Genomic DNA, 17,664 nt, shown 5'->3' on the forward strand with positions numbered 1-17,664 from the left:
TAACTTCTAAAAAAATTATTTTCAAGACTTTAAAGAAAAAATCTTAGTAGCGAGACTTGCGGCTGCCTTTGAAAATTTCAAATTCAAGCAGACGACACTCAATCTTGGCATTATAAAAAATCAATCTTTGCGAAGCCTTAAGACCGATAAACTTAGCAAGTTCAAGATTTCCGGTAAAAATATAACCCTTGTATCCCTGACACTTGTTCTTCAGGAAATCACCGATGGCAGTATAAATTTTTTCAAGCTTGGTTTTGCTTCCAAGACGTTCCCCGTATTCAGGGTTCATTATGACTATACCCTCACCATCAGGAACCTCTGTCTCTCGGAAATCACAAACATCAAATTCAATATGATGCTCAACCCCGGCAGCGCGGGCATTTTTTCTTGCCGCCTCAACGACTTCAGGGTCTATGTCGGTAGCAATGATTCTACCGTCTATGGAGTCACGTTCCCTGTCTTCCGCATCAATACAGAGATTATCCCAGTACTCAGGATTATATCCGGGTATTTTCATGAAAGCATAATTATCGCGCATCAGACCGGGAGCACCGTTCAAAGCAACAAGCGCGGCTTCAATTGCAAGGGTTCCACTACCGCACATGGGAGAAACAAAATTTCCACGGCCATACCATTTGGCTGCACGGATCAGGGTTGCTGCCAAAGTCTCCTGCAAAGGAGCCTTAGCCGGGAATTTACGATAACCGCGACGGGAAAGAGGCACACCGGAGGTATCAAGATAAACGGTACACTCATCGTCTTTCCAATGCAGGAAAACAACAATACCGGACATCTCAGGACCGGAAGAAGGACGTCGCCCTGTCTTTTCGCGAATGCGGTCAACGATGGCATCCTTGACCTTCACGTTGGCAAAGCGAGAATCATTAACAGTCTCGGTGCGGACAGATGAGGTTACTGTCAGGTAGCCGTCCGGGGTAAGAATTTTTTCCCAGACCATATCTTTAACCTGATTGTACATCTGATCAGGATTATCGGCTTTGAAACGCTTAAGCTGGTACATAACCCGATGCCCGCAACGCACCCAGAGGTTAAGGCGCATGCAGTCATTCAAGGATGCTTTGGTTTCCACCCCCGCAGGAAGTTCGGCCCGGACCTTATAGCCCAGCCTGCCCATCTCTTCCGCAAGATAAGGGCTGAAATTCTTGGGACATGTTACCAACACAATACTTTTACGTTCAAAATCCAACATTTTAACCTCTCCGGACAAATATCTGCCCAAAATATATTCTATGCAGCCAAACAAAACTCAGACTACACTCTTTGATTCAATAAAAAAAGGCCCTGCCCTAGAGCGGGCAGAGCCTTATAAACATAACTAAGCTAAACAACAAGCTCTTATTTTTTAAGAGCCTCCTCCATTTCATCAAAACAAGCCAGAATCTCTTCGTCCTTCTGCGGGGCAAACATGTTCACTGCCATGATGGTCAGGAAGTTCGCTACGAATCCGGGAACAATTTCATACATTGTGGCACCAAGACCGGAATCCTTCCAGAAAACCAGCACAAGAGTACCGACAATCATACCGGAAAGTGCGGAAATCCAAGTTGTTTTCCTGCTGAACAGGGAAAACAGAACAACAGGACCGAAAGCAGCACCGAATCCACCCCAAGCGTAAGAAACGAGTCCGAGAACAGTGTTACCCGGAGTCAGAGCCATACTCATGGCGATGATGGAAATTCCCAGAACACAAAGACGTCCTACGAGCATAAGCTCTTTTTCAGAAGCATCACGGCGCAGAATCTTCTTGTAAAAATCTTCGGTCAACGCGGAAGAGGAAACAAGCAGCTGGGAATCGATAGTGGACATAATCGCGGACAAAATCGCAGCCAGCAGCACACCGCCCACCCAAGGATTGAAGAGCTTGGAAATCATGTAAATAAAAACTTTCTCCTGCTCACCGCCATGGAGACCGTCGAACATGGGGATAGCAACCATACCGACAACAACCGCTCCGGCAAGGGAGATCACAACCCAGATAAGAGCAACAGCTGTGGCTTTGGGCAGTTCTTTGATGGAGCTGATACCCATAAAACGGGTCAGAATGTGCGGTTGACCGAAGTAACCAAGTCCCCAAGCCATGGTGGAAATTACTGCCATGACAGAAATAGGTACTCCTGCACCATTATGGAAGAGGCTGGTTGAAATATTCCTGGCTACCATTTCAGCTTCAACAGCAGAAATACCGCCGTTATCAATTGTGCCAAGAACCGGAACAAGCACAATAGCGAAGAACATCAGGCCGCCCTGAAAAAAGTCAGTCCAGCATACAGCCATGAATCCACCCAGAAAAGTGTAGGAAACAATTACGACCGCCCCGGTGATAACAGCTACGGAGTAATCAATATTGAACATGGACTCGAAGAGCTTGCCAGCAGCAACCAGACCGGATGAAGAATAAATGGTAAAGAAAATCAGAATAATAACCGCAGAACCGACCCGCAGCAGGCTGGTTGGATCATTAAAACGTTTTTCAAAAAAGGATGAGATTGTGAGGGTATCAGTAATCTGGGTGTATACACGCAAACGTGCGGACACAAAAATCCAGTTCAGGGCAGTACCCACGAACAAGCCGATAGCAATCCAAGCCTCAGTCATTCCGCCGAGATAAACCGCGCCGGGAAGCCCCATGAGCAGCCAGCCGGACATATCACTGGCCTGTGCAGACAGAGCGGTAACCCACCCGCCGAGTCCACGGCCGCCTAAGATGTAGCCTTCAATGTCAGATGTGCGTTTGTAAAAGTACCACCCCACCGCCAGCAGGAAAACCAGATAAACACCAAAAGTAAGCAAAGTCTCAGTCTGAATCACAATAAATCCTTTTTGAACAAGTAAAGAAAACAAAAACAACCTTAAACGTAAAAAGGGGCCACTATTTAACCATCCTGACCATTGTGTACAAGATATTTTTTTTCAGCGTCGATTGTACGGCCATATCTACAATACGGATTAAAATATTCAGTTTTTCATTCAAAAAGTTCATTATTTTCATTTGAAGATACTTACAGACGAAGAGAGACACTCAAAAACAGTCACTCTTAAAGATTCATTATCCACAATTCTCAATACGCCCAACTCAACTTGACAGTTTTTCCCACTTCACAGAAAAATAAACACGTAAACACAGAACAAAACGAGGTTAACCTTGACTACATTAATACTGGCGGGAATCACCCTGCTGAGCATCATCGGAATATCATTTTATGCAAAAAAGAAAGGCCATAGCGGGCTAGGAGTTTTCTTTTCACTCTACTGCATAGTTTCAATCATCGTATATGTAGTAACCCTGCCCGAAGGTAAGCCGTTTATGCTTGTCGACATACTCGGACAGATCGGAGTGCTTGCAACTTCCATCGGTGTGATCATAGCCCACGCCAAGAAAGCCAAGCGACTATTCTACATCCTGCCCGGCCTGATAATTCTGGGAATCTCACTCTCCCTCCACATAAAGAATGTTGAGCCTCCCCAGAACGTAAACGCAACCAATCAGACGGTCATCATGAAATCAAACCAGACCCAAGAATAAACAAAGCCCCTGCCTTGAATCGTCAAGACAGGGGCTTTGAAAATACATCTAACTATCCACTCTACTGAATAACCCGCTGCTCAGGGTTCATCTTCTCAATCACATCATAAATCATTTCCGCGAATTTACGCAGCCGAGCGGCATACTGCTCATCCTCAGCCTCAGCAGCATCCTGCTCCGCAAGAGTTGCCACTGCCTGTAACTGAATAGCTCCTTGCGCCATGGTCATATGCCCTGCTTTCATTTCATCAGATATGAATTTAACTTGGTCTGCGTATTTTTTCAGGTGGTTCATGGGGGTATGGATACATTAGGTGGGGGGGGATTTGAAGGGGTAAAAAATATATTTTAAAATAATCTTGCGCGCATTTTATATTTATACTTAGTTCGTTTGAACAACTCACTAAAACGAGCATAAGTAGCATGAAAACATACATTACATCTCACATTGGAATTATTGTCCTAATCCTGATCTGGAATTCATCAAGGCCGCTCTACAATTTATATGAATATTCCGGCACACGTGCAATCTGGGAGAAATTATCTCCACCTCCACCAAAATATATGGACAACTCGCCAAAACCAAGCACTTTTATGTTATGGATTATGAGCATTTATTTTGTTCTATTTGGTATAGCATCAAATAGATATGAACAGACAGTGCACTCATATGAATTAAGAGTCTTAAACTTTCAAACGCAAATGGCTTCTGAGTACAGAGCAGAAGCTTGTGTCAATTTAGCTCGCCTGCAAAAGATGAGAGTCCCCATAAAACCTATAGTCTATGACTTCTACGATACTATCAGCTCTTTCTTTGCCGAAGAAGAATATACTGAAGGCCAAAAACTCCTAATTTCAATACTGGAAATGTATAGATTTGACCTTAACAAGGCTAATTTAATAGGAGCCAATATGTCAGGGGCATATTTATACAAAGCCGATTTAAGACGTGCCAAACTGTACAGGGCGAATCTGACAAAAACAAACTTGAAAAAAGCGAATCTTAAAAAAGCAGATCTTTCAGGAGCAAAACTTATTAAAGCCAAGCTAACAAACTGCAATCTAACAAAAGCGAAACTCAAAGGTGTAGACTTAACGCAAGCAAATTTAACAAAAGCCAATATGGAAGGAGCTAATTTCAAAGGAGCTTACCTCCTAAGCGCGGACCTCAAAGAATCCAATCTCCATGACGCATATTTTAAGAAAGCCAACCTTAAAAAAGTAAACTTCAAAGGGGCAAACTTAATCGGCGCAAACCTAACTGATACAAATCTTACTGGTGCAAATCTTACTAGAGCAAATTTAAACGATGCGAAGCTATCTGGATCCAATCTAACTGGAGCAATCCTAGTACAAACAAATCTTATGGGAGTTGATCTTACCGAAGTTGATATAACTAAAGCCAAAACCCTCTACAAAGCAAAACTCCCTATTTCAGCAAAAAAGGCACTAAAAAAAGCATACCCACAGCTATTCGCTCAGCCTCATTGGTATAAATATGCCAACACCTCAAAGCACACCAGTTAAACACTCAACAGAAACCACCCTAAACAGGGTAAGTAAAGGTCAAAAACAGGCGACCTTGTTGCGCATCCAGACACATTATGCTGTTATAAAAAGAAAACACATCCTAGCTGATATGGAGTAAACACATGGACACTAAGGAGCCGACTACACTTGAGGATATCACCGAAGTTATCCGTCAATTAACAAGTCACTACGGACTTTGGATGGCAGAAAGCGTGCACCAACTTGGATTGGAGGCAGCATTAGACGCGGAGAAAGAGGCCGGTGACAAATTCTTTAAGATTCTTTCCGGAAAGCTGACTCGGGCACTCGGAATAAGCCCACAATCTGTTTTGGATAGCGCAGATCAAGATACTGTTGAAAAACTAGGGATGGCATTGCGATCAGCATGGCTTGCAGCGGACGGAGTTTGGTTTCAAGCCATTGAACATCAAGCAGATATGACCACAGCTAAACGTGTAAATGACACTTGTTGGTCCAGATTCTCCCCACTAGAAGCAAGACGGGCCAAGGACATATTAGAGTTGCCTAAAAACGGGGGACTGGAAGGCCTTAAGGCTGCTCTTAAGGTGCGTATGTATGCTCATCTTAATCGTTGGGAAATTACTGATGAAACAGAAAATTCTTTTGTTTTCCGCATGACAGACTGCCGGGTACAAAGTGCCCGTAAGCGTAAGGGACTGCCTGATTACCCATGTAAATCCGGTGGAATTACTGAATATACAGGATTCTCCAGAGAAATTGATTCAAGAATAAAATGCGTATAGGGGGACAGAGAAGATGAGAATTTAATAAAGACGGGGATCGTATAGGACAAATGTAGGACGAATGTAGGTATTCTGCGGGTTTTCGTGTGGGACGAAATAAAATTTTAGGGCATTTGGTCAAAATGAGAATTTTGGCTGAATGCCTTTGTTTTGGACATTCAAATTGAGAAATACTTTTGCCCTGGGTCTGGGGTCAAATTGCGGTTTTACCGTCCACGGGCGGACGGCAGTTGATTGTCCTGGGCTGCGTCCACTTTAGTTATTTAAGTTGTAAAATCGTCACAATGAGCACTCACATAAGGCGTTGACCAACCCATTGTTATTCTTATAAATGAGTGGGCAAAAATAAAACTTTACCTTTGCCCACTTTTCCTTTCGTTAAATTTACCCTGCCTTTCGATGGGCTTCATTGGGCGTTTCTTGGTCCGGTGCGGCCCTGGCCTTCATTCGTTCCAGCTCTACTCTCAGGTCTCCGTTCTCGCGCATAAGCTCCCGGCTTTCTTTATTCAAAGCACGATTCTCTTCGCGTTCTTTCACCAGCTCTGCTTCAAGCTGCTCGCACCGTTGGCGGTACCCATCTTCTTGAGGAGTTGCGGCGAATTTCTGCCGAGGACCTTCCCCAGTAAGTAGCCATTCTAATGAAACAAAAAGAACGTCAGCAATCATTGTGATGGCTGAAATATCCTCTGATACAGATGGAGACTCCAGCTCTTTTACCTTTGCCACAGGCACTCTTGCAGTTGCGGCTAGGCTTTCCTGCGTCCATCCCTTTTGTATACGAAGAAATTCAAGTCTTTCATGTGGATATATGAAAGCTCGGCTTAAAGGGTCAAGCTCATAATTTGAGCGTGTCATTTCGGAGATATCGCTTAAAATCTCAGGCTTTTCACTCTGTGGTCGACCAATGCCCATAAGAAGCCAATCCAGAGACACCTCAAATATCTTTGCGAGTTCAATTGCATTTTTTCCCTTAGGATAATTGCCTTTCTCGTAAGACTGGATTGTGTTTCCACTTACACCAACTTTTGTTGCCAAGGACTCCTGTGACAAACCAAGTTTTTCACGACACAGCTGAACCCTTGAACCAAAAGAAGTTGGGTTCAAAGTATCTTCTTCTAACTTTGAACTCAACTTTGAAGTTTTATTGTCACTATTTTTATCCACTTAACACTCTAAAATAATTGTTAAAGATATTAATAATGACGACTCGTTTTCTAAAAGCAAACTTTGAACAAGTTTTCTTGTTGACTACACCAAGAAAACTTGCTTATTTAAGAGTCGTCGGCGGCAAATAAATCAGCAATTTGTAACCTACTGATTAGCACCCGCCTACACCAACGGTCAACGAAACAGTTTAGACGGTAAATTGGAGCTAACGGGACGGTAAAAAGTGCAGCAGCTTACACTTTTTCATGACGATAATCAGGAAATTGAATTTCAGAGACTGGCCGCGAATCTGGCCAGCCTGATGCCAATGGTCCGTTCAAGCATGAATAGAGTTGCCGAAGCCCATCCCCTGTCTCGCGATCTCATTGCCGACCGTATGACTGATATTTCCCGATCTTCCGGCGTTAAGTTGAGCCGCGGGAACGCCAAGAGCGTCAAGACGGCCACACTCAATAAGTGGCTTGCCCCGGAAGATCGGGATCATCCCCCCAGCCTTCAAGCTGTAATCGCATTCGTCATGGCAACCGGAGATAACAGCCCGTTGATGCCCCTGTTGAGTGCGCTCGGCCTTGAAGTCATGACCGACCAGGACAAGAAGCTAAGGGATTACGGCCAGGCCGTGATCGAAGCCAAGAAATCACAGAAAGAGAAAAAGAAATTGGAGGCGGGTCTTATATGAGCGCAGCAGCAGTAAATCCTCATGCCGGAGTAAAAAACGGCAGAAAGCGTCGTCCTTATCTGATCATGGAATGGATGGATGCAAAGGGCCTTGAGCAGAAAGACATCGCTGATGAAGCTGGGATCAAAGCCCAGTCTATCGTTAGCAGGACCATTCGTGGCGGCGCGAATAATCGTAAGGTTCTGACCGCACTCAAAGAACTGGGCTGTCCTGAAAGGTATCTGGGGCTGCCTGCAGATATGCAAGGAGATCAGTAATTATGGAATCCGAAGTACAAATTTCAATTACCTGCAAAGGTCTGTGGTCTCCTAAGACTACAGGTGACGAAAAGAATCTTGTGACTGAAATTAAAGAACTTTTGTCTGAGTTGTTGTGTCTGGAAAAGGTCGAGTTCAAGGAAGAGCATGGAGAGACTGCAGAGCCTAGTGAGGTGGAAATAGCAGAAGAAGTCCGTGCCCTCCTTGAGGATAAGCACGGACTTAATCTGACAGAGGCCGCTTCTATTTCAACTAAGGCGATAAATGCAATGGGAAATATTAATTGGGTCGCTACTGTTCATCTGTCTCCCGCAGTTGTTTGTTTAGAAGATCAGTAAATTCAGCAATAGAGTCTGCGTGGTCCGGCTCTGCAATAGTGTACCGCTGAGAATACAAGGAAGCATATACATGTTGATGATTATTAAACCTTGTAATGTCGGCCTGAACACAATCAGGACACAATATGTATTCTTGTGGTTTTCTATCAATAAATGAAGAGGTGAATATCCATCCCGCTCCGAGGAGCTTTCTAACAACTAAAGCATCGGAAGCATCATCTTCGTACTTAATGGCTTTTAGTTCTTTTTTTGCAATAGAGAAACGCTCAACCTTACCACAGCGGATACAGAAAAAATCCCGCTGCATGAGCACCATACCAAAAGGAGAATATTCCCATGTCCCATCAAAATCATAATCAGAAACCTGTTTCTTTGACACCTGCCAGCCCTCCAGAAGTTATTGCCGAACTGCGGGTCGGGCTAAAAAAAGACCGTCTGCGCAGGGCGTTAAAAGAAATAAGAGAAGCTGATCCGGCTTTGCTTGCCGAGATCCAGAAAGAAGAAGCCTCTAATTAGCAGAAGAATCAAACCTCAACAAGCGACAGAACATCATGTGTAAGTATTACTCCACCGCAAAAATAGCACAAAACATAGGCTTAACAGTTAAAGGCTTATTACTTCGTGCTGACCGTGAGAACTGGACAGCCCGGCCTCGTAAGGGCAAAGGCGGCGGTAACGAGTATGCTTTTGACACATTACCGCAGGACGTACAGACCGCGATCCTGAAGGCGGAAGCAACGGAACTGGAAAAACAGAACCTGCCCGTAACAATTCAGGCCGAGACCCCGGAAGCTGTTGTGCCTGACTGGTCTTATGACCTCGGCATGGCTCGTTACAGGCTGGTGCTTGAATGGCGCGACTACGTTTCCAAAAACAAAGGCAAGATGAAGAAGTCCGAAATGCTGGTCGCATTCATCAACGCCTTTAACACCGGTCTGCTTCTGCCTAAAGAAGGCGAAATATTAGGTCAGGTCTCAGATAAGAGCCTGTACCGCTGGGACAAGAAGCTTAAAGATGCTGGTAATGATTACAAAATCCTTTGCGACAAGCGCGGGGCTTGGTCCAAAGGCGGCAAGAAGGGGTTAGGCCAGATCAGCCCGGAAGCTGAACAGGCCTTCCTCGGCTGCTGGCTTCTGCCCTCACAGCCTTCAATGATGTTGGCCTGGAAGAGCATGAAAATTGTGCTGGAACGTCAACAGCAGACTTGCCCAGGCTATAAACAGGTCACCCGTTTCGCAAAGCGTTTCAAGGGTCAATTCCCTGATCTTGTTATCCTGAAACGTGAGGGAGAAAAGGCCCTCAAAGACAAGCATGCCCCGTACATCACCCGTGATCCTTCACTGCTTAAAGAAGCTGGACAGGTGCTGTTCTGCGACGGTCATACCCTTAACATTCAGTGCATTCACCCTGTTACCGGTCTTCCGTTCCGGCCTACACTTATCCTCTGGTTCGACTGGTATTCCCGTATGCCCGTAGGCTGGGAAATCATGCCCTCGGAAGACACGGTAGCTATTTCCTCAGCCTTAAAGATGTCTGTTAAGAATCTCGGTAAGTACCCGATCACCGTTTATCTCGATAACGGTAAGGCTTTCAAATCAAAATATTTCCAAGAGACTAACCCCGATCTTGGCGAACTGGACGGCCTGTATTCCCGACTTGGCATTAATGTTCAATTCAGCCGCCCCTATGAAGCCCGAACTAAGATCGTGGAACGGTTTTTTCGCACCTTCAATGACCAATGCGCCCGGTTGCTGCCTTCCTACATAGGGGAAAACGTTGCTTCCAAGCCAGCATGGATGAAGCGGAACGAGAATTATCACTCCAAGAATCACAACGACTGGAAGCCAACGCTGACAGAGATGTCCCACATATTCAGCCTGTATGTGAACTGGTACAGCACACAGTACCAGGACGATTTGAACGGCACCCCTTGGGAGCGGTTCGAGCCGGGACAGGGACCGGGCGTTGATGTTGCCGAGCTGGAGCGTCATTTCATGTGGCGCAAGCGGTTTGAGAAGGCGGACAGATGCGGTTTTACAATCTCAAAAATCCGTTTCGAATCATACGAAGGCCTCTACCGCTGGGGTAATCCTTTCTACGTCATGTACTCCTGGAGCGACCTCTCCACCGTCTACCTTTACGATGAAGAGAATCGCCCGCTGGGTACTGCAACCCCTGTTGAAGCACATCACCCGCTTGCAAAATTACACGGCACTGAACTGGATCAGCTCAAAGTCAAAGACGCTATCAAAAAACAGAACGCCCTCAAGGCTGACACCATGAGGCTTGCCAAAGAAATGGACGTTTCCCTTGATGAATCCGGCCTTAACTCCCTGCCTTGGATGGGACAGCAAAAACAGCCTCTTACCATCGTTTCCAAGAAGAAAGAGGCCCCGAAGAAAGCGATCGCGCCGGAAGAGAAAGAGCGTTTGGAGGCTTTACAGGCCAAGATCAAGACCCTGCCCACTGCTACCGATCCGCGCCCTGACTTCTTTGAATCCGAACTGGACAAGTACGAATGGTGTTTCAATCAAGCCGTTGCCAAGGGCCACCAAATTTCACCCGCTGACCTTGAATTCATGCGGGAATACGAGAACTCGGATGAGTATGTGAACAATACAGGAGCACGATTTGAACAACTTAAACAGCTTTACACCAAAGCCCATGCGGAGAGCGTATGAACCACGAAATCTTTATTGAAACCAGCAATGTGACCAAGTTCCGCAAGGCTACATCAAGCTTGGCCAACACCGAGAAGGGAAAGGCCGGAATGATGGTTGTTCAGGGCAGCGCCGGACGTGGAAAGACCATGTGCGCCAAAGAATGGCACGCAAATAACGACAGTGTTTTCCTGCGTGTTTGGGGCAGCTGGACCGAAGCAGCTATGTGGCGTGCCCTCTGCTTCGAATTCTGCGGGGAGAAGCCGCGCAGCATCAGCACAAGTCAGGACTTGATTCTGGACGAGATCCACAGGTTCCGCCGTACCATCATCATTGATGAAGCCGACAGGCTGAGCCTCAAGACGCTGGATAACCTGCGTGACCTGCACGACTACACATCCTGCCCCATGATTCTGATCGGCGAAGAAAACATGATGACTAAGATCAGCTCCATGTCCCGCACCAGCAGCCGTGTGGTTCAGGTTGTCAAATTCAGCCCCGTCACCCCTGAAGACATCATGCTTTACGCAATGCAGGCCGCATCGCTCGAAGTGACACCGGAAGCGTGTCACAGGCTGGCTGAGCTGGCACGCGGTAGCTTCCGCCTTGTGTATGGCTACATGCTGAAGCTTGAAGAATACGCAAAGGTTCAGGGTGAAAACAAAATTGACATGGCCACAATCACTAAACTGCGGATCGGGAGGAACTAATGGTTCTCACTGAAATGGATAAACTGCGCACAGTGCTGCAGGCCTTGAGCCTGAACGGAGAACAGGAGTTTACCAACATCCTGATCTATAAGGCACTGAACCTCAAGACAGACGCCGAGAAAACAGCCCTGCGCAGTCGTTTGTATGATTTGATCAAAGGCAAGGAAGTCGAACGTGTCAAGGAAGGAACATACATCTATATGCCTAAGGTTCACTTCCTGCGCGGTGATGGATACGGCCGCATGTGGAAGATCATCAGGGCTTCCAGTCCCACATTCAAGATTGCCGAAGTAGCAGCTCTGGCACACGTGGAAGTCTCATTTGTCAGCAAGTATTGCCGCTTCCTGCTGGAGCAAGGTTTTCTCAGCAAAGGCGGCAAAAGCGGTCAGCGGATTCTGTATGCGCCGACCAAGAAAGCCCGTGACACAATTGATACTCCGTATCCGCCCCGGCCTATCCGAGATCCCTTTGCCGCCGAGCGCAAGGCCATGAGCAACCTTGCAAGGATCTTCTTTGAAGAAGACCTCTACCAGCCCGGCACCCAGAAGAAAATTTTGAAACATTGCCGGACCATTTCGGGCCGGTTTGAAAAAGATCAGGAGGAATCATGAGTCAGGCGAGCAGACTTGAAGCGGCACCGATAAGCGGCAAAATCCGTGGTTGCACAATCGTCCTGCGTACCTTTGTACAGCCTCTGGACGATGATGATTTTGAACGGTTGAGCAAAGTCATTGCTGTTCTGGATGGCTGCATCGAGCACATGGATGATTTCAGGCAGCAGGAAGTCACCATCGGCAAAATCAGAAACTGCATTTACGAGCTGCGTAGCTTCTCAAAGCCGCTCAAGGATGAAGATTTCGAGAAGCTTAGCGGCGTAATTACCCTGCTGGAAGAATGCGTTCTTCACCTTGAAGAACTTGAACAGCAGACCCCGGTAAAGGAGTACACACCGCCCCTGGATTCAACCAAGCTGGCTAACGAGCTGGCCGCAAGAATGGAAGGTTAGCATGCCCATCGTAAAAGCCGAATTCAGCGAAAAGGACAGCCGTGGGTTCCTGTTTGTGGATTGTTGGGAATGCACCAAAGGCCGCAATGGCAACAAAAGTTGTTCTGCAGGCTGGAAGAACAAGAAAGGCGGTCAGGGCGGATGTTTCTGCGGAATCCTGATGCCCGGTTTGGAAGTTAAATAGAAGGAGAAACCTATGACAACTGAAGCAATCATTGATGGCAAATACATGAAAAACAGCAAGGGCCACCTTGTCCCTCTTGAACAGGTCTCGGACTACGACAAAGAAAAGGAAGAACTGGTACGCAGGCTTGTTTCCAAGGCTGTCCCCATTCAGGAGACAATGCGGGATTTTAAAGTTGAAGCTCTTGGCGACATGTACGCCTTCATGGAACTCGCTTTTGAGAAATATGAAGCAAAGAAACGTGAGCTTAAAAATTTCCGGCTCACAACTTTCGACGGTACTCTTCGGGTTGAGGTGGCGGTGAACGACTTCCTTGAATTCGATGAACAGCTTCAGGCTGCGAAGTCACTGGTTGACGAATGCCTGATCGGCTGGACCGAAGATGCCCGCCCCGAAGTTCGGGCTTTGGTCAGTCAGGCTTTTGAGACGGATAAGGAAGGCAGCGTCTCGCCCTCTAAAGTCATTCCTCTGATGAGGTTGGAAATTGAAGACGAAGACTGGAACAACGCGATGAAGGCCGTCAAAGCCAGCCTGACAGTGCAATACAGTAAAAAGTACATCAGATTCAAGCGGCGGACCGGCCCTGAGGGCAAGTGGGAAAACATCGTATTAGACATCGCAGCCCTGTAGGAGGCGACCATGTGTCTCAAACGATTCAGTCCCGGCAAACTGTACGTACCCTTGTCCCGGCTCCATGCTGTTGAAGCCCGGTCTCTTACAAAAACAAAAGTGGTCCAGCGAATGGCAAAGCTCCTCCAGATTGGCGTCGAGAGTGGCGCAATGTCAAACGACTGGACCAGGCAAGCACAGAGTCTGATTGATCAGGCCGAAAGCGTCAACCCCGAAGTGTTGATGATTGATTACGATCCCATTGATGGGACTAAGGAAGAATGGAAGGAGGCCCTGAATGGATAGATCAAGCATCGTTAAGCAGATCAAAAGCATGCAGTTCCGCGCAAAGGCTCGCGACGTAGAAAAGATAGTCCTCGCTGTTTGCGACATAATCGAAGGTGAAGGCGAAAACCCCGAAATGGACGGATTCACCCCGATTCCCGCACCCAAGCTGAAGAAGGACTACGCTGACAACTGGATCATGCTGAAAGCTTCCGTCGGCACAATCAAATCCGGCGCTGTCTGCAAGCTCCTGCGCAGGCTCCCGGCCAAGGAGGCCTCCACCTCTGTCCGTCTCCCCGGCGAACCTAACGGACGCTGGTTGAATATCATGCACCAGTGCCATGAATGCGGCCTTAAAAACAGGGAATACATTCCCGAAAGCTGGATTGAAGATGGCAAGATTCAGTTTGTAGAAAGGATTAACTAGTGCGAAACCGCCCCACGCTGGGCGGTCGTCATGACGTGGCGGCCGTGGCCTGATGAGCAGCCAAGAGGATAAGTTATGAAAAACACATTAGCCGATCTGAACAACCATCTTTTCGAGCAGCTTGAACGTCTTAATGACGATGAGGTCACAGGGGACAAGCTTAATGAAGAGGTCAAAAGGGCTGGGGCAATGACAACGATTTCCAAAGAAATTATCGCAAACGGCAGACTTGCCTTGGATGCAGCAAAGACCAGACAGGAATTGCATGGCTGCGATGTAGGTATGCCTCGGATGCTTGAAGGTAACAAGTGATGTTTCGCTATTCAAAAGAACATCTGGACTTCTTGGCTAGGGAGTACGCGATTAAGTGTCTCCCTCAACTCACAGAAGATTTTAACCAGCAGTTTGGTTTGAATAAGTCAAAAGATCAGATTCGAGCAGCCCTTAAAAACCACAAAATAACCTGTGGCCGAACCGGATGTTTTGAAAAAGGCATGAAGCCTTGGAACGCAGGAACAAAAGGTTTGGTACAGCCCAACAGCGGGAATTTCAAAAAAGGTCAGATTCCGAAAAACCACAAGCCAATCGGGCATGAGAAAGTTTGCTCAAAAGATGGCTACATTCTCATTAAGGTAGACGAGGTAAACCCGTACACAGGGGCTCAGGGTTGGTACAGATTTAAGCATGTGGTTATCTGGGAACAAATGAACGGCCCTGTTCCGAAAGGACATGTTGTCAGGTTTAAGGACGGCAATAAACTTAACTGCGCCCCTGAAAATTTGGTTCTGCTGACTAGACGGGAGCATATGCAAATCACTCGTTCCGGATTTAGTGATGTTCCTAAACATTTGAAACCTAGTGTGCTTGAAATTGGAAGACTTGAATCAAAATTGTTTGAACTCAAAAACCGGAAGGCAGAGCAATGAGTACCAATAAACTCATTTATTCTCCCATCTTTAAACAGTCCAAATGCGGCGGCGTAGCCCAGCTCACTCCGCGAGATCTGACATGCAAGCACGATAAACAGTCACACCGCGCAAGGGCCTTCGGCGGTGAGATCCGCTGTCCAGGGTGCGACAACATGTGCGTATGCCCCGAAGGAATTGAACACGATCAAGAGATAAGGATTAAGCAACATGGCAAAAAAGTATAATCCTAAAAGCGGCTTAATTACAAAGGGTGCCATAGCCCGGCAGCAGATCGGCATTGATGATGTCGCATATCGAATGCTGCTGGAGCGTCGCTATGGTGTTAGCAGCTCCAAAGACCTCAACATCAAGCAGCTGCACGACTTAATCCATAACGTTTACATTGGTGAATATGGATGGGAACCCAAGCCATCAAAGAACAAGAAGCCCACACCTACACAGAAGAAAGGCAAGGGCTATCAGGGTGAATTTGTCGAGATCAACCCGAAAGACCCGTTAGCCAAGCAGAAACGTTATGCATTGGCTCTGGCCGCGCTGCTCGGGTGGAAACTGTCTGGACTGGATACCCGCTGTAAAAGACAATTCGGTGTGGAAAAGTTCATCTGGATCACAAAGCAGAGCCATATGCAGACCCTGATCAAAGACATGCAGCAGCGCTGTGCTAAACGCGGTATCGACTACAGTCCCAATTAGCATGGATCAGGAGCGGGAAAGCCTTCGGGCTGCAATAGTCAACCAGCATGGAACGATCCACAGGTTCTGCCGCAGAAACCAGCAACTTAACCGGCCTACGGTCTATCTGGTTTTGAACGGCAAGTATCCTGGGAACACTGAAAAGCAGATCAAGAAAATCAAGATGGCCCTGTCAGGCGAGGACCGTAGCGAGTCTGTTTTCAAAGCCATCAAGTCCGAGGCCTGTAAGAAATGTGCAGTCAGCGGAACCTGCAACAAGTGTGACCGACTGTTCCGATCCCAAGCTGCAGCGGTGTTAGAAATTTTCTCAAATTGAGTGACCTATGAAACAGCAAAAAATAGCACATGTACTCTGCCATAAGGACGGAGAAACCGCTGGACCCAAGCTGGAAATTTTCCCCTCAGAACAGTGGAAAAAACCGAGGGCCAAAGTTGGTTACTACCGTCTGCGCAAAGACCGTCTCTGGGTTATGCAGGGTGAAAAATATTCCTTCATGTCTCCCGCTAAAATTGGAGAAATTGTGGTCCAATCGTTGGGATTGGTCGAGCCGGAACCTGAGAATGTACCAGAGCTGAAGCCACAGCAGCGGGTAACAGTACTCGGTCCAAATGGATGGACTATGGGCATGACCGTAACCGATCCCATACAAGGGCCGGATGGACGGTGGCAGATTTGGGTCAGGGGTTATGGTTTTGCTGGATTTTATCTTTGTGAGGAAATCAGGAGATGACCATGAACAGCACACTTTGCAGAACACTACGAAAGATGCTTGCCGACGGATTTGAGCAGTACAATGGTATAATCGACCCGACAGTATATGAACGCTTGAAATGCGAGAAGCCCGAACGAGCGTACTGGGTTTGCAACTGGCCTATCCTCCATTGCCTGGGATGCCGCAGGAAATGCACACCCAAAGACATCCGAGGCTTCCAGATTGTGCTGCCCAATGCTGAACCGTCTGTTATTGAATGGCAGGAAAGAGTTGCTACATTACTTAAGAAAAAGTTTATGCGTCCGGCAGAAGCAGCCTTTTGCTTGGATGTATCCGAACGTCATGTGCGCGACCTGGTTGAAGAGGGAATTTTGATACGCCATGTCCGTCCCCCTTTGCGCATAACTTCCGAGTCCGTGAAGCAGGAAATGGAGCAACTAGAGTAGTAATAAACTTTGCATATCCTGCATGACCGCAGTGAATTAGCCTCCTGTATATCACATAATAGCCTCCGTAACGCATGAACACATAAATGCTACGGAGGTTTTTTTATGGTCGCTCTCAGCGAGAACTTCACCCTCAATGAATTTACCCGATCCCAGACAGCCGCAAGGCTGGGTGAACGGGTAACGGTTGATCTGACATCACCCGAATACGCCAACATAGTCACGCTCTGCAAAGAAATCTTGCAGCCGTTGCGTGGACTGCTCGAAGCCCCCATCACTATTACATCCGGCTACCGTCCTGATTGGCTTAATGAGCTTATCGGCGGAGCTCCTAATTCCGCGCACCTTTCAGGCCGCGCTGCTGACATTGTCGTGCCCGGCATGTCTCCGCGCAGCGTGGCCCTGATGATTGTGCGGTCAGGTTTGCCCTTTAACCAGTGCATTCTTGAATTCGGACAGTGGGTGCATGTCTCTATAGCACCCATGGGCGACGAACCGCGCCGTCAGGTTCTGACAGCCAGCAAGAAGAATGGCGCGACCATCTACAAGGAAGGTTTGTAGGTATGCCGAGTTCATTTGAAGTCTTTTGCATGTTGTTTACTGCCGGATTGGCCTTTCGGCTCGGCACAATCACAGTTGAATGGGGGCTTTCCCTCGTGGATAAGCTCTTCGAAAAAATACGCGATCTGCTTGATTAAACCTTCAACATCAACCCGGAGAAAG

General features: G+C 47.2%; 28 protein-coding genes and 1 other RNA gene. 24 read left to right on the plus strand and 5 right to left on the minus strand.

Annotated elements, in window-relative coordinates:
• Positions 1–43: 43 nt before the first annotated feature.
• A complete protein-coding gene (locus ACKU40_RS06745; protein WP_320175749.1) occupies positions 44–1,210 on the minus strand; it encodes a THUMP domain-containing protein in 1,167 nt (388 codons plus the stop codon).
• 146 nt (positions 1,211–1,356) lie between these two features.
• Entirely contained in the window at positions 1,357–2,829 is a 1,473-nt protein-coding gene (putP, locus tag ACKU40_RS06750; RefSeq protein ID WP_320175750.1) for a sodium/proline symporter PutP, read from the minus strand.
• 334 nt (positions 2,830–3,163) lie between these two features.
• Between putP and ACKU40_RS06755 the strand changes: the two genes are divergently transcribed.
• Positions 3,164–3,544, plus strand: coding sequence for a hypothetical protein (locus ACKU40_RS06755; RefSeq protein ID WP_320175751.1), 381 nt, complete (start codon positions 3,164–3,166; stop codon positions 3,542–3,544).
• A gap of 61 nt (positions 3,545–3,605) precedes the next feature.
• Here ACKU40_RS06755 and ACKU40_RS06760 read toward each other — a convergent pair whose 3' ends face one another.
• Complete coding sequence (locus ACKU40_RS06760) at positions 3,606–3,839, minus strand: hypothetical protein (RefSeq protein WP_320175752.1); 234 nt, start codon at positions 3,837–3,839, stop codon at positions 3,606–3,608.
• 128 nt (positions 3,840–3,967) lie between these two features.
• Here ACKU40_RS06760 and ACKU40_RS06765 point away from each other — a divergent pair, with 128 nt between their 5' ends.
• Both ACKU40_RS06765 and ACKU40_RS06770 read left to right on the plus strand, forming a co-directional pair.
• Positions 3,968–5,071: a pentapeptide repeat-containing protein gene (locus ACKU40_RS06765; protein WP_320175753.1), complete on the plus strand. Its 1,104-nt coding sequence runs from the start codon at positions 3,968–3,970 to the stop codon at positions 5,069–5,071.
• Between the two features lie 125 nt (positions 5,072–5,196).
• Positions 5,197–5,838: a DUF6125 family protein gene (locus tag ACKU40_RS06770; protein ID WP_320175754.1), complete on the plus strand. Its 642-nt coding sequence runs from the start codon at positions 5,197–5,199 to the stop codon at positions 5,836–5,838.
• 384 nt (positions 5,839–6,222) lie between these two features.
• Here the strand turns inward: ACKU40_RS06770 and ACKU40_RS06775 are convergent, their stop codons facing one another.
• On the minus strand, positions 6,223–7,002 hold the full coding sequence (locus ACKU40_RS06775; protein WP_320175755.1) for a helix-turn-helix transcriptional regulator: 780 nt from the start codon (positions 7,000–7,002) through the stop codon (positions 6,223–6,225).
• A 226-nt stretch (positions 7,003–7,228) separates the two neighbouring features.
• Here ACKU40_RS06775 and ACKU40_RS06780 point away from each other — a divergent pair, with 226 nt between their 5' ends.
• Genes ACKU40_RS06780 through ACKU40_RS06790 form a run of 3 tightly spaced genes read left to right on the plus strand, consistent with a single transcriptional unit; the run spans position 7,229 to position 8,279 of the window.
• Positions 7,229–7,684: a hypothetical protein gene (locus tag ACKU40_RS06780; RefSeq protein ID WP_320175756.1), complete on the plus strand. Its 456-nt coding sequence runs from the start codon at positions 7,229–7,231 to the stop codon at positions 7,682–7,684.
• Entirely contained in the window at positions 7,681–7,941 is a 261-nt protein-coding gene (locus ACKU40_RS06785) for a helix-turn-helix transcriptional regulator (protein WP_320175757.1), read from the plus strand. Before ACKU40_RS06780 ends, ACKU40_RS06785 begins: the two co-directional genes overlap by 4 nt.
• Before the next feature lie 2 nt (positions 7,942–7,943).
• Positions 7,944–8,279: a hypothetical protein gene (locus ACKU40_RS06790; RefSeq protein WP_320175758.1), complete on the plus strand. Its 336-nt coding sequence runs from the start codon at positions 7,944–7,946 to the stop codon at positions 8,277–8,279.
• On the opposite strand, the gene ACKU40_RS06795 is transcribed toward ACKU40_RS06790, so the two are convergent.
• Complete coding sequence (locus ACKU40_RS06795; RefSeq protein ID WP_320175759.1) at positions 8,233–8,658, minus strand: hypothetical protein; 426 nt, start codon at positions 8,656–8,658, stop codon at positions 8,233–8,235. The two genes, ACKU40_RS06790 and ACKU40_RS06795, sit on opposite strands and share 47 nt — an antisense overlap.
• A gap of 172 nt (positions 8,659–8,830) precedes the next feature.
• On the opposite strand from ACKU40_RS06795, the gene ACKU40_RS06800 reads away from it, so the two are divergent.
• From ACKU40_RS06800 to ACKU40_RS06885, 18 genes are all read left to right on the plus strand, one after another.
• The gene (locus ACKU40_RS06800) at positions 8,831–10,960 is read left to right on the plus strand and encodes a DDE-type integrase/transposase/recombinase (protein WP_320175760.1); all 2,130 of its coding nucleotides are present in this window, start codon (positions 8,831–8,833) and stop codon (positions 10,958–10,960) included.
• Positions 10,957–11,649, plus strand: a complete 693-nt coding sequence (locus ACKU40_RS06805; RefSeq protein WP_320175761.1) for an AAA family ATPase — start codon at positions 10,957–10,959, stop codon at positions 11,647–11,649. The genes ACKU40_RS06800 and ACKU40_RS06805 overlap by 4 nt, the downstream gene beginning before the upstream one ends.
• Complete coding sequence (locus ACKU40_RS06810; protein WP_320175762.1) at positions 11,649–12,260, plus strand: hypothetical protein; 612 nt, start codon at positions 11,649–11,651, stop codon at positions 12,258–12,260. The genes ACKU40_RS06805 and ACKU40_RS06810 overlap by 1 nt, the downstream gene beginning before the upstream one ends.
• Entirely contained in the window at positions 12,257–12,655 is a 399-nt protein-coding gene (locus ACKU40_RS06815) for a hypothetical protein (RefSeq protein ID WP_320175763.1), read from the plus strand. The genes ACKU40_RS06810 and ACKU40_RS06815 overlap by 4 nt, the downstream gene beginning before the upstream one ends.
• A gap of 1 nt (position 12,656) precedes the next feature.
• Entirely contained in the window at positions 12,657–12,839 is a 183-nt protein-coding gene (locus ACKU40_RS06820) for a hypothetical protein (protein ID WP_320175764.1), read from the plus strand.
• 12 nt (positions 12,840–12,851) lie between these two features.
• The gene (locus ACKU40_RS06825) at positions 12,852–13,469 is read left to right on the plus strand and encodes a DUF3164 family protein (protein WP_320175765.1); all 618 of its coding nucleotides are present in this window, start codon (positions 12,852–12,854) and stop codon (positions 13,467–13,469) included.
• Between the two features lie 9 nt (positions 13,470–13,478).
• Positions 13,479–13,754 carry a hypothetical protein gene (locus tag ACKU40_RS06830; RefSeq protein ID WP_320175766.1) on the plus strand — a complete coding sequence of 92 codons (276 nt, stop codon included), beginning with the start codon at positions 13,479–13,481 and terminating at the stop codon, positions 13,752–13,754.
• On the plus strand, positions 13,747–14,160 hold the full coding sequence (locus ACKU40_RS06835) for a hypothetical protein (RefSeq protein WP_320175767.1): 414 nt from the start codon (positions 13,747–13,749) through the stop codon (positions 14,158–14,160). The genes ACKU40_RS06830 and ACKU40_RS06835 overlap by 8 nt, the downstream gene beginning before the upstream one ends.
• An RNA gene (locus ACKU40_RS06840) (hammerhead ribozyme type II) lies at positions 14,160–14,226 on the plus strand. The genes ACKU40_RS06835 and ACKU40_RS06840 overlap by 1 nt, the downstream gene beginning before the upstream one ends.
• 9 nt (positions 14,227–14,235) lie before the next feature.
• Complete coding sequence (locus tag ACKU40_RS06845; RefSeq protein ID WP_320175768.1) at positions 14,236–14,472, plus strand: hypothetical protein; 237 nt, start codon at positions 14,236–14,238, stop codon at positions 14,470–14,472.
• On the plus strand, positions 14,472–15,086 hold the full coding sequence (locus tag ACKU40_RS06850) for an HNH endonuclease signature motif containing protein (RefSeq protein WP_320175769.1): 615 nt from the start codon (positions 14,472–14,474) through the stop codon (positions 15,084–15,086). Before ACKU40_RS06845 ends, ACKU40_RS06850 begins: the two co-directional genes overlap by 1 nt.
• The gene (locus tag ACKU40_RS06855; RefSeq protein ID WP_320175770.1) at positions 15,083–15,313 is read left to right on the plus strand and encodes a hypothetical protein; all 231 of its coding nucleotides are present in this window, start codon (positions 15,083–15,085) and stop codon (positions 15,311–15,313) included. The genes ACKU40_RS06850 and ACKU40_RS06855 overlap by 4 nt, the downstream gene beginning before the upstream one ends.
• Positions 15,297–15,782 carry a phage protein GemA/Gp16 family protein gene (locus ACKU40_RS06860; protein ID WP_320175771.1) on the plus strand — a complete coding sequence of 162 codons (486 nt, stop codon included), beginning with the start codon at positions 15,297–15,299 and terminating at the stop codon, positions 15,780–15,782. Before ACKU40_RS06855 ends, ACKU40_RS06860 begins: the two co-directional genes overlap by 17 nt.
• 1 nt (position 15,783) lies before the next feature.
• Positions 15,784–16,098, plus strand: a complete 315-nt coding sequence (locus ACKU40_RS06865) for a hypothetical protein (protein ID WP_320175772.1) — start codon at positions 15,784–15,786, stop codon at positions 16,096–16,098.
• Positions 16,099–16,105: 7 nt separating this feature from the next.
• A complete protein-coding gene (locus ACKU40_RS06870) occupies positions 16,106–16,513 on the plus strand; it encodes a hypothetical protein (RefSeq protein WP_320175773.1) in 408 nt (135 codons plus the stop codon).
• A 2-nt stretch (positions 16,514–16,515) separates the two neighbouring features.
• Positions 16,516–16,941, plus strand: coding sequence for a DNA-binding protein (locus tag ACKU40_RS06875; protein WP_320175774.1), 426 nt, complete (start codon positions 16,516–16,518; stop codon positions 16,939–16,941).
• A 105-nt stretch (positions 16,942–17,046) separates the two neighbouring features.
• Entirely contained in the window at positions 17,047–17,502 is a 456-nt protein-coding gene (locus ACKU40_RS06880) for a D-Ala-D-Ala carboxypeptidase family metallohydrolase (protein ID WP_320175775.1), read from the plus strand.
• A 2-nt stretch (positions 17,503–17,504) separates the two neighbouring features.
• Complete coding sequence (locus ACKU40_RS06885; RefSeq protein WP_320175776.1) at positions 17,505–17,639, plus strand: hypothetical protein; 135 nt, start codon at positions 17,505–17,507, stop codon at positions 17,637–17,639.
• The last annotated feature ends 25 nt before the right edge of the window (positions 17,640–17,664 follow it).

It is taken from the genome of Maridesulfovibrio sp. (assembly GCF_963666665.1).
Lineage (GTDB): Bacteria > Desulfobacterota > Desulfovibrionia > Desulfovibrionales > Desulfovibrionaceae > Maridesulfovibrio.

Bases quoted from the DNA above. Each gene is read 5' to 3' on its own strand.
- ACKU40_RS06805 (WP_320175761.1), top strand. From the start codon at position 10,957: ATGAACCACGAAATCTTTATTGAAACCAGCAATGTGACCAAGTTCCGC.
- ACKU40_RS06820 (WP_320175764.1), top strand. From the start codon at position 12,657: ATGCCCATCGTAAAAGCCGAATTCAGCGAAAAGGACAGCCGTGGGTTC.
- ACKU40_RS06835 (WP_320175767.1), top strand. From the start codon at position 13,747: ATGGATAGATCAAGCATCGTTAAGCAGATCAAAAGCATGCAGTTCCGC.
- ACKU40_RS06745 (WP_320175749.1), bottom strand. From the start codon at position 1,210: ATGTTGGATTTTGAACGTAAAAGTATTGTGTTGGTAACATGTCCCAAG.
- ACKU40_RS06845 (WP_320175768.1), top strand. From the start codon at position 14,236: ATGAAAAACACATTAGCCGATCTGAACAACCATCTTTTCGAGCAGCTT.
- ACKU40_RS06770 (WP_320175754.1), top strand. From the start codon at position 5,197: ATGGACACTAAGGAGCCGACTACACTTGAGGATATCACCGAAGTTATC.
- ACKU40_RS06810 (WP_320175762.1), top strand. From the start codon at position 11,649: ATGGTTCTCACTGAAATGGATAAACTGCGCACAGTGCTGCAGGCCTTG.
- ACKU40_RS06800 (WP_320175760.1), top strand. From the start codon at position 8,831: ATGTGTAAGTATTACTCCACCGCAAAAATAGCACAAAACATAGGCTTA.
- ACKU40_RS06875 (WP_320175774.1), top strand. From the start codon at position 16,516: ATGAACAGCACACTTTGCAGAACACTACGAAAGATGCTTGCCGACGGA.
- ACKU40_RS06765 (WP_320175753.1), top strand. From the start codon at position 3,968: ATGAAAACATACATTACATCTCACATTGGAATTATTGTCCTAATCCTG.
- ACKU40_RS06760 (WP_320175752.1), bottom strand. From the start codon at position 3,839: ATGAACCACCTGAAAAAATACGCAGACCAAGTTAAATTCATATCTGAT.
- ACKU40_RS06830 (WP_320175766.1), top strand. From the start codon at position 13,479: ATGTGTCTCAAACGATTCAGTCCCGGCAAACTGTACGTACCCTTGTCC.
- ACKU40_RS06870 (WP_320175773.1), top strand. From the start codon at position 16,106: ATGAAACAGCAAAAAATAGCACATGTACTCTGCCATAAGGACGGAGAA.
- ACKU40_RS06860 (WP_320175771.1), top strand. From the start codon at position 15,297: ATGGCAAAAAAGTATAATCCTAAAAGCGGCTTAATTACAAAGGGTGCC.
- ACKU40_RS06785 (WP_320175757.1), top strand. From the start codon at position 7,681: ATGAGCGCAGCAGCAGTAAATCCTCATGCCGGAGTAAAAAACGGCAGA.
- ACKU40_RS06855 (WP_320175770.1), top strand. From the start codon at position 15,083: ATGAGTACCAATAAACTCATTTATTCTCCCATCTTTAAACAGTCCAAA.
- ACKU40_RS06880 (WP_320175775.1), top strand. From the start codon at position 17,047: ATGGTCGCTCTCAGCGAGAACTTCACCCTCAATGAATTTACCCGATCC.
- ACKU40_RS06885 (WP_320175776.1), top strand. From the start codon at position 17,505: ATGCCGAGTTCATTTGAAGTCTTTTGCATGTTGTTTACTGCCGGATTG.
- ACKU40_RS06865 (WP_320175772.1), top strand. From the start codon at position 15,784: ATGGATCAGGAGCGGGAAAGCCTTCGGGCTGCAATAGTCAACCAGCAT.
- ACKU40_RS06825 (WP_320175765.1), top strand. From the start codon at position 12,852: ATGACAACTGAAGCAATCATTGATGGCAAATACATGAAAAACAGCAAG.
- ACKU40_RS06815 (WP_320175763.1), top strand. From the start codon at position 12,257: ATGAGTCAGGCGAGCAGACTTGAAGCGGCACCGATAAGCGGCAAAATC.
- ACKU40_RS06850 (WP_320175769.1), top strand. From the start codon at position 14,472: ATGTTTCGCTATTCAAAAGAACATCTGGACTTCTTGGCTAGGGAGTAC.
- ACKU40_RS06790 (WP_320175758.1), top strand. From the start codon at position 7,944: ATGGAATCCGAAGTACAAATTTCAATTACCTGCAAAGGTCTGTGGTCT.